The following is a 15,179-nucleotide window of genomic DNA, read 5'->3' as shown; positions in this document are numbered from 1 at the left end:
ATCAGGTCCTCGGTTCTGCGGGGCCGACAGGCCGATGGTGCGCTGAGCGTAGGACCGGCGCGGAGCGGAAATCAATACTTGACGAAGTTAAATATTGCTCCTAGGTTTCGCCTATGTTTCCCGGGAACGGCACGGCTTCGCTCGCTGTGGCACCGGCGGCAATGGCGGTTGTTCATGGCTGTGCTGACCAAGGACCACTCAGTCGGGTGAGTCTCGCGTGCCGGCTCGGGCTGTTCTCCGCCGTCGTCACCAAGGCCGCGTGCCTGCTCAGCAATGCTTCGACCCGCTTGAGCCGGCCGCATCCGTCCGCCCGCTGTGGGCGTGCGGAGTGGTCGTGGTGAGCAATCAGTCGCTCGTCGTTCCCTGACCCCCGACCCCGATCCGGCCACCTCGCAACAGGTGCCACCCCACCCCCTCAACCAGGAGGTGTGACTGTGACGTCACCCCATTTCCTGATGGAGCTGCACATACCGGCCTGCGCTGTGCCAAACGGCAGCCATACCGGGCGCATTCCGCAGCTGGGAGCCATCACCCGCACCGGACCGGTGATCACGGACGGTCGATTCCGGCCGCCGACGGAACCCGATATCGGCATCGACGGGGACTTCGACGCCACTGACGACCTGCGGGTGGATTGATGGAGATCACCACGCAGCGCTCGAGCCCGCCGGTTCGCGCGACCGAGCCGCCGGTTCGGTCCCGTGGGCCCCGGAACGCGCTCGCGCGCTATTGGCGTCGCCAGTCGGCCGAGGCCCGGCGGTCCTGGCGGCTGAACTGGCAGCTGTATCTCCTGGTGATCGCGCCGGTGGCGTACTTCATCATCTTCAAGTACATCCCGATCAGCAACGCCGTCATCGCGTTCAAGGACTACAACGTCATCCAGGGAATCTGGGGCAGCGACTGGGTCGGATTCAAGAACTTCGAGCTGTTCTTCAGCAACCCGGTCTTCGGCACGCTGCTGAAGAACACCTTCATCCTGGCGTTCTACCTGGTGCTGGCCAGTTTCCCGATCCCGATCATCTTGGCCATCGCGCTCAACGAGATCCGCAACGGCCTGTTCAAGCGCACGGTGCAGTTGCTGACCTACGCGCCCTACTTCATCTCCACCGTCGTGGCGGTGTCGATGACGATCCTCATCCTGTCGCCGCGGCTGGGCATCGTGAACGACGCGCTCGGCCTGTTCGGGATCCCCGCGGTCGACTTCCTCGGCGACCCGGACTACTTCCGGCACATCTACGTGTGGTCGGACGTGTGGCAGACCACGGGTTACTCCGCGGTCATCTACATGGCCGCCCTCGCGGGCATCGATCCGGCGCTGCACGAGGCGGCCAAGATCGACGGTGCCAGCCGGTGGCAGCGGATCCGGAATGTCGACCTGCCGGGAATCATGCCCACCGCCGTGATCATCCTGGTGCTCGGCGTGGGGAACATGATGGCGATCGGCTTCGAGAAGGCCTTCCTGCTGCAGAACGACCTGAACCTCGCGCAGTCGGAGATCATCGCGACCTACGTCTACAAGACCGGCCTGGTCAACGCCGACTTCAGCATGGCGACGGCCGTCGGTCTGTTCAACTCGGTGGTCAACCTCGTCCTGCTGCTGTTCGTCAACTTCGCCGCCAAGCGGATCACCGGGAAGGGGCTGTGGGGATGAGCACGCTGACGACGTCGGGCCTGTCCAGGCTGCGTCGCAAGCAGGCCACGGAGAAGATCCGCGAGCCGTTCCGCGACCGCGTCTTCGTGATCGTTGTCACGATCATGCTGGTGGTGATCCTGGCGCTGGTACTGCTGCCGCTGGTCTACATCGTCGCCAATTCGTTCAGCAGCGCGAGTGCCGTGTCCGCGGGCAGGGTGACCTTCTGGCCGGTCGACTTCTCGCTGCGCGCCTACCAGGCCGCCCTGAGCAACCCGCAGATCCTGCAGGGGTACTACAACTCGCTGATCTACGCCGTCTGCGGCACCCTCATCAGCGTCACGCTGACCGTCGCCATCGCCTACCCGTTGTCGCGCAAGAGGTTCTTCGGGCGCAACGTGCTGATGACCGGCCTGATCTTCACCATGCTGTTCTCGGGTGGCCTGATCCCCACGTACATGGTGGTTCAGGACCTCGGCATGCTGAACACCCGCTGGGCGCTGCTGATCCCCAACGCCGTCGGTGTCTGGCAGGTGATCATCGCGCGCACGTTCTTCGCCAACTCGATCCCGGAGGACCTCCACGAGGCGGGGATGCTCGACGGGGCGAGCGAGCTCCGCTACCTCCGGTCGGTGGTGCTGCCGCTGTCGAAGCCGCTGCTGGCCGTCCTCGCGCTGATGTACGTGATCTTCCAGTGGAACACCTACTTCGACGCCCTGGTCTATCTCAAGGATCAAGATCTCTATCCGTTGCAGATCGTGCTCAGGAACGTCCTCATCCTGAACCAGCGCAACGTCGGCGTGACGGACGTGGCGCAACAGCTCCAACAGCAGCAGCTCGCCAACGTCTTGAAGTACGCCCTCATCGTCGTCTCGAGCCTGCCCGTACTGATCATCTACCCGTTCGTAGCCCGCCACTTCACCAAGGGCGTGATGGTCGGCGCCGTCAAGGGCTGACAGCAACTCACGATTGGAAGGAACCATGAAAACGCGCTCCGTCAAGAAAACGGCCGCCGCACTGACGATCACCACGGCACTGGCTTTAGCGGGGTGTACCTCCGGCGACAAGGGAGACGCCTCCAAGCCTGAGCTCGGTGCGGACGGCAAGGTCATCATCGACACGCTCGCGCCCGCCGACGCGGACACGAAACTGGACACGAACCCGGTCACGAAGTTGATGAGTGACAAGTTCAAGATCCAGTTCCGCTGGCAGACCACCACGTTCGACGCGGGTCCGGCCAAGGAGAAGCGGCAGATCGCGCTCGCCAGCGGCGACTACCCGGACCTGTTCATGCTGATCCCCTGGGTGGACGGGTTCTCCCAGGCCGAGGTGCTGAAGCTGGGCAAGCAGGGCGTCGCCGTCCCGCTGGAACAACTGATCAAGGACAACGCGCCGAACATCCAGAAGGCGCTGGACTCCAACAAGACGCTCAAGGAGATGTCGACCGCGCCCGACGGGCACATCTACGCGCTCCCGCAGTGGTCGGACTGCTTCCACTGCAGCTATCCGGACAAGCTGTGGATCAACACCGCCTGGCTGAAGAAGCTGAACCTGCAGATGCCGAAGACCACCGAGGAGTTGCGCACGGTCCTGGAGGCGTTCAAGACCAAGGACCCGAACGGCAACGGCAAGGCCGACGAGATCCCGATGACCACCGACGTTCAGGACAGCCACCTGATCGAGTATCTGATGGGGGCGTTCGCCTATCCGCCGGCCGGTGCGAACAACGGCGGGGTCGGGCTGCTCACCCTCGCCGGTGACAAGGTCACCACCCCGGTGATCACGCCGGAGTGGCGCGAGGGCCTGAAGTACATCAACTCGCTGGTCAAGGAGGGTCTGATCGACAAGGCGGCGTTCACTCAGAACGCCGAGGCGCTGCAGGCGACCGGCAACAACCCCGACGCGGTCATGGTCGGCTCGGCGCCTCTCCTGCACCCGGGCATCTTCGTGCAGCTGGGCTCCAAGGACGGCCGCGACAAGCAGTACGACGCCGCGCCGCCGCTGACCGGGCCCTCCGGCAAGAGCTACAGCGGTCTGAACTACCCGAGCTCCAGCACCTTCACCTTCATGCTGACCAACAAGGCCAGCAAGGAGGCGCAGGTCGCGGCGATCAAGATGCTCGACTACATCTACACGACCGAGGGCACCGAGACCGCGGTGATGGGTCCGGAGGGCGTGGGCTGGAACAAGCCGGGACCCGACGACATCGCGCTGGACGAGTCGATCAAGCCGCTCTACAAGCGCACCCCGGGTACGCAGGCGCCCAAGAACCTCTCCTGGGACGCGATGGCGCAGTACAACCTGACCCTCGACTACCGCAACGCCCAGGTGACGCCGAAGGACATCTACTCCGAGGACGGATACGAGCGGCGGTTGTTCGAGGCGACCAAGATGTATGAGGGTCACGAGGACAAGGCGCAGTTCTTCCCGACCGTCTCGGTCTGGGTCGACCCGAGCGTCAGCGGCGAGATGGCGACGTTGAAGACCAACCTCGAGAGCTATGTCGCCCAGGGTCAGTTGGCCTTCATCACGGGGTCGAAGAACATCGACACCGACTGGGACGCCTTCGTCCAGGGTCTCGACGGCGTCGGCCTGAAGCGATACCTGGAGCTGAACCAGCAGGCCTACGACAAGTACAAGGCCGGTCAGTGACACCGCGCCCAGCCGGCCGGTGCCGGCCGCGGAGCGGGCCGATCCCGCTCCCGCCGGCAACGGCCGGCTGGGCGCGACGGTGTTCGCCGCGGAGCGCCAACTGGGCGGAGGCCTGACGCACATGCGCACACTGCTCGACGTCACCGACTTCGGGGTGCTCCCCGGACGCCACATCGATGCCACGCCCGGGGCCCGGGCGGCGCTGCGTGCGGCGAGCGATGTCGCAGGCCCGGTGGTGCTCCGTTTCCCGCCGGGGGAGTACCACCTGTGGCCGGACGACGCACAGCGCCGTGAGCTGTACGTCTCCAACACGGTGGGGGACGACCCGCGGTACGGCGTCAAGGCGATCGCGCTTGTCGTGGAGGAGGCGGACGATCTCGTCATCGCCGGGGAGGGCGCCCGTCTCGTCCTGCACGGGCTCCAGACGACCTTCGCCGTCATCGACTCGCACCGGATACGCGTCGAGGGCCTCGAGTTCGACTTCGCGGTGCCGACGGTCGTCGACGCCACCGTCGTGGACGCGGGCGTCGAGGAGGGCCGGGCCTACCGGCAGATCCGGGTGCCCGCGGCCACCCTCTTCTCCGTCGAAGGTGCTTCGATCCGGTGGCATGGGGAAACCCTCGGCTCCGGCGAGGTCGCCTGGTCAGGGCGCGACGCGCTCGAGTACACCCAGATCCACGACCCCGCCCGCCGGCGGACGTGGCGCGCTCCCAACCCCCTCTTCGACCGCGTCCGGTCGATCAGGCCGGTGGGCGAGCGCGACGTACGGATCGACTACGAGCACGCCGAGGAACCGTCCGACCTGGGGCTCGTCTATTCGATGCGGTCGACGACCCGCGACCACCCCGGCGGGCTCGTGCTCGACAGCTCCGATGTGACTCTGTCGCGGTTGCGGTTCCGCTTCCTGCACGGATTCGGCGTGGTCGCCCAGATGAGCCGGGACGTCTCGTTCGAGGGGTGCGAATTCCAGACTCCGCCGGACAGCGGCCGGCACAGCGCCGGCTTCGCCGACTTCATCCAGTTCTCCGGTTGCTCCGGACGGGCGGTCGTGCGCGACTGCCTCTTCGACGGGCCGCACGACGATCCGATCAACATCCACGGCACCTACCTGCGGGTTGCCGGTCAGCCGGACAGCCGCACCCTCGAACTGGAGTACCCCCACCCGGAGACGGCGGGCTTTCCCCAGTTCTCGCCCGGTGACGAGATCGAGATCGTCGATCGCGCCACGCTCCAGGCGATCGCGTCGGCCACGGTGCGCACCGTGCGGCAGCCGAGCGGTCGCGACCACGACCAGCCGCTGCGCACCATCGTCGTGACCGTCGACGCGGAACTCCTGGGCGATCTCGTCGGCCGGACCGCGGTGGAGAACGTCACCCGGACGCCGATCGTGCGAATCGCGCGCAACATCTTCCGCAACGTCCCCACGCGGGGGGTGCTCGTGACCACCCGGCGCGCGGTGCTGATCGAGGAGAACCGTTTCGAGCGCACCGAGATGGCCGGAATCTACGTCTCCTGCGACGCCGACGAGTGGTGGGAGTCCGGGCCGGTGCGCGACCTGACGATACGCGGGAACGAGTTCATCGAACCGGGCGGCCCGGCGATCTTCCTCGATCCGAGGAACACCCGATCCGATCCCGGGCATCCGGTTCACAGCGGTGTGGTCGTGGCGGAGAACCGATTCGTGCTCGACGGCGTGTCCGCGCTCGACGCGAAAAGCACACACGGCATCCGCTTCCGGAACAACGGCATCGTACGGCTCGGCCGGCCGACGCCCGACATCGTCCTGCAGTCATGCTCCGACGTGGGCATCGAATTCGACGGAGACGAGCCGCCGGCGGCGCCGCTCGCCGGGTCTCCGCCCTCAGGGAATTGATGCGATGTGTTCGGAAAGGCACGGGTGGCGGAGGGGCTGATCGGCGACCTTGAGTGCTATGGCATAAATAGCGCCTTTCGTATGGATGATCTTATGCTATCTTTCGGCTATATATCGGGGCGGTGTATGGTTCTTCCACTTTAATAGCGACTTCTCCGAAGAGGTCTTATGGCATATCCCGCTTCACGGTATGGGCGTCCGGATGACGGGCCTTCGGAGAAGACGAAACACCGCTATGTCGTCGCCGGGCTTGTGGCGACGATAATCGGGGCGGCCATCGGGCTCGCCGCATGGCTCTTACCCGTGACGACGGCGCAGGACTCCGGCACGTCGAACCCTGTCGGTTCCGCCGATCCGGCGATCGACCCCTGCCTCGTCGGGCTGTGGAGATATGAGGGGCCCGGTAGCGAGTTCAGCGGAACGGACGGTCAGGATTCCGCCGACTCGAAGACGGACTTGGCCCTGCGCTTCTCGAGGGAGGGGATCGGGACTCTTGAGGCGGTGTCCAGAACCACTCTCAACGTCAATGGGCGGACCGCCGAGATGACAATGGATGGGACCAGGTCCTTCGTCGCCGATACCGATGCAGGTGTCATCACATTCTCCGAGCAGAATGGCTCCTTCTCCTTGGTGTCGTCCATGGACGGCGTCGAAACGGAACGGAAGACGGTTGACATCACCCTCCACAGCGGCACGTACACATGCGGAGGGAATCGACTCACGATGGCATTACTGGGAGAGCGGACGTTCACGCTCATCCGCGCCTCCTAGTACTCCAGCCGCACTTATTGATCTTTGAGTTGTGCCGCTGGCAGTGGGATCGCCGAGCACGAGCTTGAGGATGACGTCGCCATTGCGACCAGTGCGCGTTCGCCGCGCGGTGTCAACAAGGGATGTCGCGACGGAACGCGCCGTGGTAGATCTGCTGGCGATCTTCCCCTTCTCCTGGAGGCCGACTGACGTGAGACCGCCAAACTCGTCCGCGACACCGACTGAGCCGCCCGACCGCCCCGCCATCCCGGAACCCGTCGTGCTCGCGACCACCCAGGAGACCGCGATCTGGGGCTACTTTCCCACCGACCGGGCGCCGGTGCTGACGGTGGACTCCGGCACGGTCGTCAGGATCGACGCCGTGAACCAGGCAGGAGTGTCCGCCGCCGAGGGGCCGGTCGCCTACTTCGAGATGTTGGGCGTGCCCGCCGACCAGGTGCTGCCCGAGCTGGCGGAGGTCGCGAAGAACCCCCGTCCCGCCGGCTCCAGCGGCCACATTCTCACCGGCCCCGTCCACGTGAGGGGCGCGGAACCCGGAGACGTGCTGGAGATCCGCATCCTGGACGTCTCTCCGCGCGTCCCGTACGGCGTGAACAGCACCGGACCCGGCGCGGGAGTCTGCGGCGATCTGCTGGACACCGCGTCGACCCGCCTGCTCCAGTTGGACCACTCGGGCCGTCATTACTCGTTCGGGCACGGCATCAAGGTCCCTTTCAAGCCGTTCGCGGGGATCATGGGAGTCGCACCGCCCACGTCGGCCGGCTTCGTCTCCGCCAACCCGCCGGACCGGTGGGGCGGCAACCTGGACTTCCGCGACCTCGTCGCCGGTACGACGCTGTACCTGCCGGTCTTCCAGCCGGGCGGCATGTTCTACACAGGCGACACGCACGGCGCGCAGGGCCACGGCGAAGTCGACCAGACCGCCGTCGAGCACTCGATGTCGCTCACCGTGCAGTTCATCGTCCGTAAGGGCGCGAGCCTGGAGTGGCCGCGCGCGGAGAGCGATGAGTATTTCTGGTGCATGGGCATCGACGCCGACCTCGACGTCGCACTGCGGATCGCGGTCGAGCAGGCCGTCGGCCATCTCGTCGAGGCCACCGAAGGTGCGCTGACGACCGCCGACGCCTACGCGCTGTGCAGCATCGCGGTCGACTTCGTCGTCGCCGAGGCGGTCGACGGCAACAAGGTGATCGTCGCCTACATCGCGAAGTCCCTGTTGGCCTGACCCTGACCGCCCCGCCCGTCAGGGGGTTGCGGCCCGTGGTGCGACGGCGCCAACGATCCCGATTTGTCCTTACAAATACTGAACAATCCTCCTAGGATCGTTCACGGATGATCCCAGGCGTGATATTTCACTTGAGTATTTTCGGATCACCTGAAATTGGACTGTGGGTCATGTCAGATCAGTCGCCGCCCCCCTCCCGACGATCGGTTCTCACCGCGGGTGCCGCCCTCCTGGCCGGCTTCGGCGTCAGCGCCGCGCTTCCCGCGCGGAGCGCCGCCGCCGCGTCGCAACCGGCCGAGGCCGCGTCGGGCGACCTCGCCGTCTACCGGCCCGTCGCCGTGTCGTCCACCGACTACGCCCCCGCCCCCGCCGAGTTCGCGGTGGACGGGCTCACCTCCACCGGCGTTCGGGGCACCGGATGGCGGGCCGCCGACGGCGACCCCCAGTGGATCTCCGTCGATCTGCAGGCGGACTGCCGGGTCGAATCCATCCGCCTGACCTTCGAGGCCACGGCGGACGATCCGGTCTTCGTGCCCTCCAGCGGCGGCAACCCGCGCGACAGCACGACCGGTCAGGAGATCCTGTCCAGCTGCGCGGTGGACTTCACGGTCGAGACGTCACGGGACAACCGGTCGTGGACCACCGTCCACCGCGCCACCTCCGGGACCGGCGGCGTCGTGGAGATCGGCCTGGCCACCCCGGTCGTCGCGCGCTGGGTGCGGATGACCGTCAGCAGGCGCTCCACCGCCAACCCGCTCGGGCTGAACGGCTTCGAGGTGTACGGCAAGCCTCTCGCGTCCCGGCCTTCGGCCACCGGCTGGACCGACTGGGGGACCCACCACCACAAGGCGCCCGCGCTGCAGGTCGCGGCCGACGGCACGGTGCCGCTGGAGTCGGGCTGGACGCTGACCATGGACGAGTGGGCCGGCGGCCAGGGCGCCGACCTGTCCCGGCCGGGTGTGGACACCGGCCGCTGGCTGCCGGCGACCGTCCCCGGCACCGTTCTGACCTCGCTCGTGGAGCAGGGGCACCTGCCCGACCCGGTGTCCGGGTTCAACAACCTCCATGTCCCCGAGGCCCTGTCACGGCACTCGTGGTGGTATCGGCGCGGTTTCCGCCTGCCCCACGGCCTGCGCACGGGCCACGGCCGCCACGTCTGGCTGGAGTTCGACGGCATCAACCACACGGCCGACATCTGGCTCAACGGCCGGCAGGCCGGGACGATGACCTACCCGTTCGCCCGGTCCGCGTACGACGTCACGGAACTGCTGGCCGCCGACGGCGAGCAGGCCCTGGCCGTGAAGATCACCCCGATGCCCTTCCCCGGCAGCCCCGCCGACAAGGGACCGGCCGGCCTGTCGTGGGTGGACGCCGGCGCCACGATGATGAACCGCAACTCGCCGACCTACCTGGCCTCCTCCGGCTGGGACTGGATGCCGGCGGTGCGCGACCGCGCCGCGGGCATCTGGAACCACGTGCGGATCCGTTCGACCGGCCACGCGGTCATCGGAGACCCCCGCGTGGACACCAGGCTCCCCGGTCTGCCCGACACCGGCATCGCCGAGGTGACGATCGTCGTCCCGGTGCGCAACGCCGACACGTCGGACAGGCGGGTGACGGTGTCCGCCGCGTTCGGCGACGTCCGCGTCTCCCAGACGGTCACCGTCCCCGCCGGTCAGAGCGCCGACGTCACCTTCACCCCCGCCGCGTACGGACGGCTGCGCCTGCGCGACCCCGAGCTGTGGTGGCCCAACGGATACGGTGAGCCCGCCCTGCACGACCTGACCCTCGTCGCCTCGGTCGACGGCGCGGAGAGCGACCGGCGCACCACCCGGTTCGGCATCCGCCAGTTCGGCTACGAGTACGAGGTGCCGCTGTCCTTCGGCGGCGAAGGCGGCGACGCGTACACCCAGTCGGTCGACCTGGGGCGGCAGGAGGCACGGCACGTGCGGGTCAGGTGCCTGACCCGGGCCACGAACTGGGGGAGCTCCCTGTGGAGCCTGTCGATCTTCGACAGCGCCGTGCCGAGCACCGACCTGGCGTTACACAAGACGGCCACCGCCTCCACCGTGGACGAGACGTCCCACCAGTCCGGCAACGTCACCGACGGCGATCCGGACACGCGCTGGTCGTCGTCGTTCGAGGACGACCAGTGGATCAGCGTCGACCTCGGGTCCGTCGTCGCCTTCGACCGGATCGACCTGTCCTGGGAGCAGGCCTACGCCAAGACGTACGTCATCCAGGTCTCCCGGGACGGCGACACGTGGACCGACGCGAAGTCGGTGGACAACGGCGCCGTGCCGCTGCCGTTCAACCGGGCCTCGGCGAGCCTGCAGACCGTGGACTTCCCCGCCCGTACGGCGCGGCACATCAGGATCAGATGCCTGACCCGGGCCAGCAGTTGGGGGTCGTCGATGTGGAGCCTGTCGGTCATCGACAGCGCCGTGCCGGGCACCGACCTCGCCCTGCACAAGACGGCCACCGCCTCGACCGTGGACGAGTCGTGGAACCAGCCCGGCAACGTCACCGACGGCGACCCGAACACGCGGTGGTCGTCGGCGTTCGAGGACGACCAGTGGGTCAGCGTCGACCTCGGCTCGGCCGCGACCTTCGACCGGGTCGTCATCGTGTGGGAGCAGGCCTACGCGAAGACGTACGTCATCCAGGTGTCCGACGACGGCGAGACCTGGACGGACGTGAAATCCGTCGACAACATCACGGTCCCGTTGAAGATCAGTGTCAATGGCGTCCGGGTGTTCTGCCGGGGCGGCAACTGGGGCTGGGACGAACTGCTGCGCCGCATGCCCCCCGAGCGGATGGACGCGGCCGTGCGGATGCACCGCGACATGAACTTCACCATGATCCGCAACTGGGTGGGCAGCAGCAACCGGGAGGAGTTCTACGCGAGCTGCGACGAGCACGGCCTGCTCGTGTGGAACGACTTCCCCAACGCCTGGGCCATGGACCCGCCGGACCATCAGGCGTTCCTCGACCTGGCGCGCGACACCGTGCGCCGCTACCGCATCCACCCCAGCGTCGTCGTGTGGTGCGGGGCCAACGAGGGCAACCCGCCCGCGCCGATCGACAAGGGCATGCGCGAGGCGGTCCAGGCGGAGGCGCCCGCCGTGCTGTACCAGAACAACTCGGCCGGGGGCATCGTCAGCGGCGGCGGCCCGTACGGCTGGATCGAGCCGGACCGCTACCACTCGCCGTCCACGTACGGCGGCGTCTTCGGCTTCCACACCGAGATCGGCATGCCCGTGGTGTCCACGGCCGAGAGCATGCGCAACCTCGTCGGCGGCGAGCCCGAGTGGCCGATCGGCGGCCCGTGGAACTACCACGACTGGAGCACCAGGGGGAACCAGGCGCCGCAGAACTACCAGGCCGCCATCGAGACCCGCCTCGGCACGGCCACCGGGCTGGACGACTTCACGCGCAAGGCCCAGTTCGTGAACTACGAGAACCACCGCGCCATGTTCGAGGCGTGGAACGCTCACCTGTGGGAGGACGCCAGCGGCCTCATGCTCTGGATGTCCCACCCGGCCTGGCACAGCACGGTCTGGCAGACCTACGACTACGACTTCGACGTCAACGGCGCCTACTTCGGGGCCCGCAAGGCGTGCGAGCCGGTCCACGTCCAGGCCGACCCGGATGACTGGCAGGTCATCGCCGTCAACCACACCCCGAGGGCGCTCACTGGCGTGACGGTGACGGCGGCCGCGTTCGACCTCGGCGGACGCACGCTCGGTGTCCCTCAGCGGACGAAGCTCGACGTCCAGCCGTCGGCCACGGAGAAGGCGTTCACCGCGGGGTGGACGCCCGGCATGCCGGACTTCCACATCCTCCGGCTGACACTGGAGGACGGCCGGGGCCGCGTGCTGTCGGAGAACGTCTACTGGCGGTATCGGGAGGCCGCCCACATGATGGCGCTCAACGACGCCCCGCAGGTGAAGGTGTCGGCCCACGCCGCGCGGGTGACCAGGACGGAGACGCGCCGCTCGTTCACCGCGACGGTCGCCAACCACGGTTCGGCGGTCGCGGCGATGGTACGGCTGTCGCTCCTGGACGACCGGACCGGCGGGCGGGTGCTGCCGACCCTGTACGGCGACAACTACCTGTGGCTGCTGCCCGGCGAGTCGCGGGCCGTCACCCTCTCCTGGCCCGCCGCGGCGCTGCCCTCCGACCGGCCCGCTCTGCGACTGGAGGGCTACAACGTGCCCCGGACGGTGATCCGGCCGTAGTCCGTCTCGGTTCCCCGCCGTCCACTCGGGCGGCGGGGGCCGCCGGCCGCGCACAACTAGCCGCCGAGGAGCCTGATCATGATGTCGGTCAGGTCGCATCCGCAAAAGTGGATGCCCTCCCGTATTACCTCGCAGATGCGGTCCATCACTGCCGGAGGAAGGGGCCGGAGGCCCTCGGTGCTTTCGTCGTGGATGGCGACCAGATCCATGATCGGCATCTGGCGGAAGTCGACGGCCGATAACTCGGCGTGCTGCTCACTGGCCATGGCGTCCGCCCTTCGCGGTAGTGGGGTGCATCCTTCCTTCAGGCTCGGACGGACTGATCGCAATCCCATTGCTTTTCGGTCTGCCGCGTCAGTCCTGTGGCCCCAGACGGTCACTCACGAGAATGAAGAGTCTCATAGGCGGATCTCCCCGGCCACTTATTGCGCGAGATGGTTGCCATTGGATTCATGTCCGATGACGCCTGGTCTCGGTGAGCTCGTCCAACGCCATCAAGACCGGGCGTTGCGGCGTGCTTTACAGTCAGCAGGTGCCATTACTCGCCACGCCCGCCGTGCCTCCCGGCTCGATGGCGGCGCTGACACAGCCCGAGATCCATGCGAACGGCGTAGTGCTTCGGCCCTGGCGACTGTCGGATCATCCGGCTGTCGTGGCGGGCTACACCGATCCCGCCATTCAGCGCTGGCACTGCCGGTCGATGACCGAAGACGAGGCCCGCGAGTGGATAGGTTCCTGGCCGGGCCGGTGGCGCGGTGAGACCGGTGCCGGGTGGGCCGTGCTCGACGCGGGGGACGTCGCCGGGCAGATCAGCCTGCGTCGGATCGATCTTTTCGAAGGCCTGGCCGAGGTGTCGTACTGGGTGCTGCCCGGCGCGCGCGGTCGTCGCATCGCCCCGCGAGCGCTGTCAGCGCTTAGCGCGTGGTGCTTCGAAACGCTCCGACTGCACCGGGTCGAGTTGTCCCACTCGACGGCGAACGTCGCGTCCTGCAGGGTCGCGCACTACGCCGGCTTCGCCGAAGAGGGCACGAAGCGGAGCGAGGCCCGCCATATCGATGGCTGGGACGACATGCACCTCCACGCCCGCCTCAACGACGACGCCTGACGAGCCGCGGGCGAGCGATTGCCCGGTGCTCGCGGGCACCGAGCAAGATCGTCCGCGGACGCTGCCGATCATGCCGCGGCGGGCACATACGGGAAGGTCTGTGACGGCGTCGCCGTCGAGGTCGAGTTTGAACTCGTACAGTCCCTCGGGGTGGAAGCCCTCCGTCTGATCAGAAGTCAGGCGGCCGGCCCGGCGGGGATGCGGCCGGGAGCCGGAGGACGAACCGCGCGCCGCACGGGCTGTCCTCGATTCCGAGGGTCCCGCCGCCGGCCTCCGCGATCTGCCGGGCGATCGCCAGGCCGAGCCCGGCCCCTCCGGCGGACGTGGTGCGTGGGGGGTCCAGCCGGGTGAACCTCTGGAACACCAGCTCACGCTTGTCCGGATCGATGCCCGGGCCGTCATCGATCACCTCCATGACCGCGACGCCGTACGGGAAACGTGGATCATCGAGGGAGGCGCCCGGCTCCTGCCGTACGGTGATCCTGATCGCGATCTGGGCATGCCGTTCGGCGTTGTCGATGAGGTTGGTGAACAGGCGAGCCAGTCGTGACCTGTCGCCCAGCACGACCACGCCGGGGTCGATCGAGGTGTCGATCCGCTTGGCCGGCGGCCGGGCGCGCAGCTCCGCGGCGACGAGTTCGGACAGGTCGACGGGCTCGTGGGCGCCCGGCATCCCCGAGTCGAGCCGCGTGATGGTCAGCAGGTTCTGCGCGATCGCCTGCAGGCGATCGAGGCGGGGTAGGACGGCCGCGCCGAGCGCCGGCACGCTGGTCTCGTCGGGCGCGAGCAGAGCGTCTTCGACCTCCGCGCGCATGGCGGTGACAGGAGTCCGCAGGTCATGGGAGACGTCGGCGACCATCTGGCGCTGCCGGTCCAGCGTGGTCCGCAGCTCCCGCAGTGCGGCGTGCAGCCGGCACAGCGTCTGGTTGACGCTCTCCGCGAGCTCGTGGATCTCGTCGTCGGTGGGAGGCACGGGAACACGGCGTCCGGAGCTGGCCGCGTTGATCTGGTCGAGTTCGCTCCGGATCGCGGTCACGGGCCGCAGGGAGGCGACGACCGTCCGATGGCCGAGGAAGGTGACGACCACGGCCAGCAAGGCCGCCAAGCCGCCGACCATCGCGGCCAGCCGCGGGTGCACCCAGAAGGGGACCGCGGGCGAGGCGGCGTAGACGATCCACTGCTCGCCGCGGCGATGGACTCGCTGCGCGACCACGATGTCGCATCTGCCGGGGCGGACTCCTCCACAGATGACGGACGTGGCGACGTTCCTCCCCTGCGGGGTGAACGCCGTGATGGGCGGCCTCCCTCGCAGGTCCGGAGTCGAGGCGACGACATGACGGCGTGAGTCGACGACCTGGATGCTTCGCAGTGGGAGGGTCGCGAGAGGGTATTGCAGCCGCCCCTGCTCCATTTGGATGGCCACGCGCGCTCCCGCCGCGGTGATCTCCTCAGTGGCGGACTCGACGGCGTAGCGCTCAATCGCGATCATGACCGTGGTGGCCAGCAGCGTGGACAGCACCGCAGCCACGACACCGGTGAACAGAGTGACGCGTGTGGTGATCGAGAGTCGGTGTCTCGCACTCATTCCACTCCCCCTGCCAGTGGACCACATGGCCGCCCGGCCGTGGCAGCGGGGTTACGTCGCGGGGGACCGTGCGCCGACGGGTGACGGACGCGGCCAC

Annotated in this window: 11 protein-coding genes; 9 read left to right on the top strand and 2 right to left on the bottom strand. The window is 67.7% G+C overall.

Going from position 1 to position 15,179, the window contains the following annotated elements:
• The first annotated feature begins 434 nt into the window (after positions 1–434).
• The 8 genes from Pmi06nite_RS17800 (at position 435) to Pmi06nite_RS17765 (ending at position 12,392) form a co-directional block, all read left to right on the top strand.
• The gene (locus tag Pmi06nite_RS17800; protein ID WP_203954134.1) at positions 435–638 is read left to right on the top strand and encodes a hypothetical protein; all 204 of its coding nucleotides are present in this window, start codon (positions 435–437) and stop codon (positions 636–638) included.
• The gene (locus Pmi06nite_RS17795) at positions 638–1,651 is read left to right on the top strand and encodes an ABC transporter permease (protein WP_203954133.1); all 1,014 of its coding nucleotides are present in this window, start codon (positions 638–640) and stop codon (positions 1,649–1,651) included. Before Pmi06nite_RS17800 ends, Pmi06nite_RS17795 begins: the two co-directional genes overlap by 1 nt.
• On the top strand, positions 1,648–2,586 hold the full coding sequence (locus Pmi06nite_RS17790) for a carbohydrate ABC transporter permease (protein WP_203954132.1): 939 nt from the start codon (positions 1,648–1,650) through the stop codon (positions 2,584–2,586). The genes Pmi06nite_RS17795 and Pmi06nite_RS17790 overlap by 4 nt, the downstream gene beginning before the upstream one ends.
• A gap of 25 nt (positions 2,587–2,611) precedes the next feature.
• Positions 2,612–4,282, top strand: a complete 1,671-nt coding sequence (locus tag Pmi06nite_RS17785; protein WP_203954131.1) for a type 2 periplasmic-binding domain-containing protein — start codon at positions 2,612–2,614, stop codon at positions 4,280–4,282.
• A 19-nt stretch (positions 4,283–4,301) separates the two neighbouring features.
• Entirely contained in the window at positions 4,302–6,155 is a 1,854-nt protein-coding gene (locus tag Pmi06nite_RS17780) for a right-handed parallel beta-helix repeat-containing protein (RefSeq protein ID WP_203954130.1), read from the top strand.
• Between the two features lie 168 nt (positions 6,156–6,323).
• Positions 6,324–6,926 (top strand): hypothetical protein, encoded by a 603-nt coding sequence (locus tag Pmi06nite_RS17775; protein ID WP_203954129.1) that lies wholly within the window; start codon positions 6,324–6,326, stop codon positions 6,924–6,926.
• A gap of 190 nt (positions 6,927–7,116) precedes the next feature.
• Positions 7,117–8,151 carry an acetamidase/formamidase family protein gene (locus Pmi06nite_RS17770; RefSeq protein WP_203954128.1) on the top strand — a complete coding sequence of 345 codons (1,035 nt, stop codon included), beginning with the start codon at positions 7,117–7,119 and terminating at the stop codon, positions 8,149–8,151.
• 170 nt (positions 8,152–8,321) lie between these two features.
• Positions 8,322–12,392 (top strand): discoidin domain-containing protein, encoded by a 4,071-nt coding sequence (locus tag Pmi06nite_RS17765; RefSeq protein ID WP_203954127.1) that lies wholly within the window; start codon positions 8,322–8,324, stop codon positions 12,390–12,392.
• Positions 12,393–12,448: 56 nt separating this feature from the next.
• Here the strand turns inward: Pmi06nite_RS17765 and Pmi06nite_RS17760 are convergent, their stop codons facing one another.
• Complete coding sequence (locus Pmi06nite_RS17760) at positions 12,449–12,658, bottom strand: hypothetical protein (RefSeq protein WP_203954126.1); 210 nt, start codon at positions 12,656–12,658, stop codon at positions 12,449–12,451.
• Between the two features lie 266 nt (positions 12,659–12,924).
• Here Pmi06nite_RS17760 and Pmi06nite_RS17755 point away from each other — a divergent pair, with 266 nt between their 5' ends.
• Positions 12,925–13,497 carry a GNAT family N-acetyltransferase gene (locus Pmi06nite_RS17755; RefSeq protein WP_239113983.1) on the top strand — a complete coding sequence of 191 codons (573 nt, stop codon included), beginning with the start codon at positions 12,925–12,927 and terminating at the stop codon, positions 13,495–13,497.
• A gap of 169 nt (positions 13,498–13,666) precedes the next feature.
• Here the strand turns inward: Pmi06nite_RS17755 and Pmi06nite_RS17750 are convergent, their stop codons facing one another.
• On the bottom strand, positions 13,667–15,082 hold the full coding sequence (locus tag Pmi06nite_RS17750; RefSeq protein ID WP_203954125.1) for a sensor histidine kinase: 1,416 nt from the start codon (positions 15,080–15,082) through the stop codon (positions 13,667–13,669).
• Positions 15,083–15,179 lie beyond the last annotated feature (97 nt).

This window comes from Planotetraspora mira (assembly GCF_016863275.1).
GTDB classification, from domain to species: domain Bacteria; phylum Actinomycetota; class Actinomycetes; order Streptosporangiales; family Streptosporangiaceae; genus Planotetraspora; species Planotetraspora mira.
Note: the sequence above shows the minus strand (reverse complement) of the source record. Positions and strands in the feature narration are given on the sequence as shown.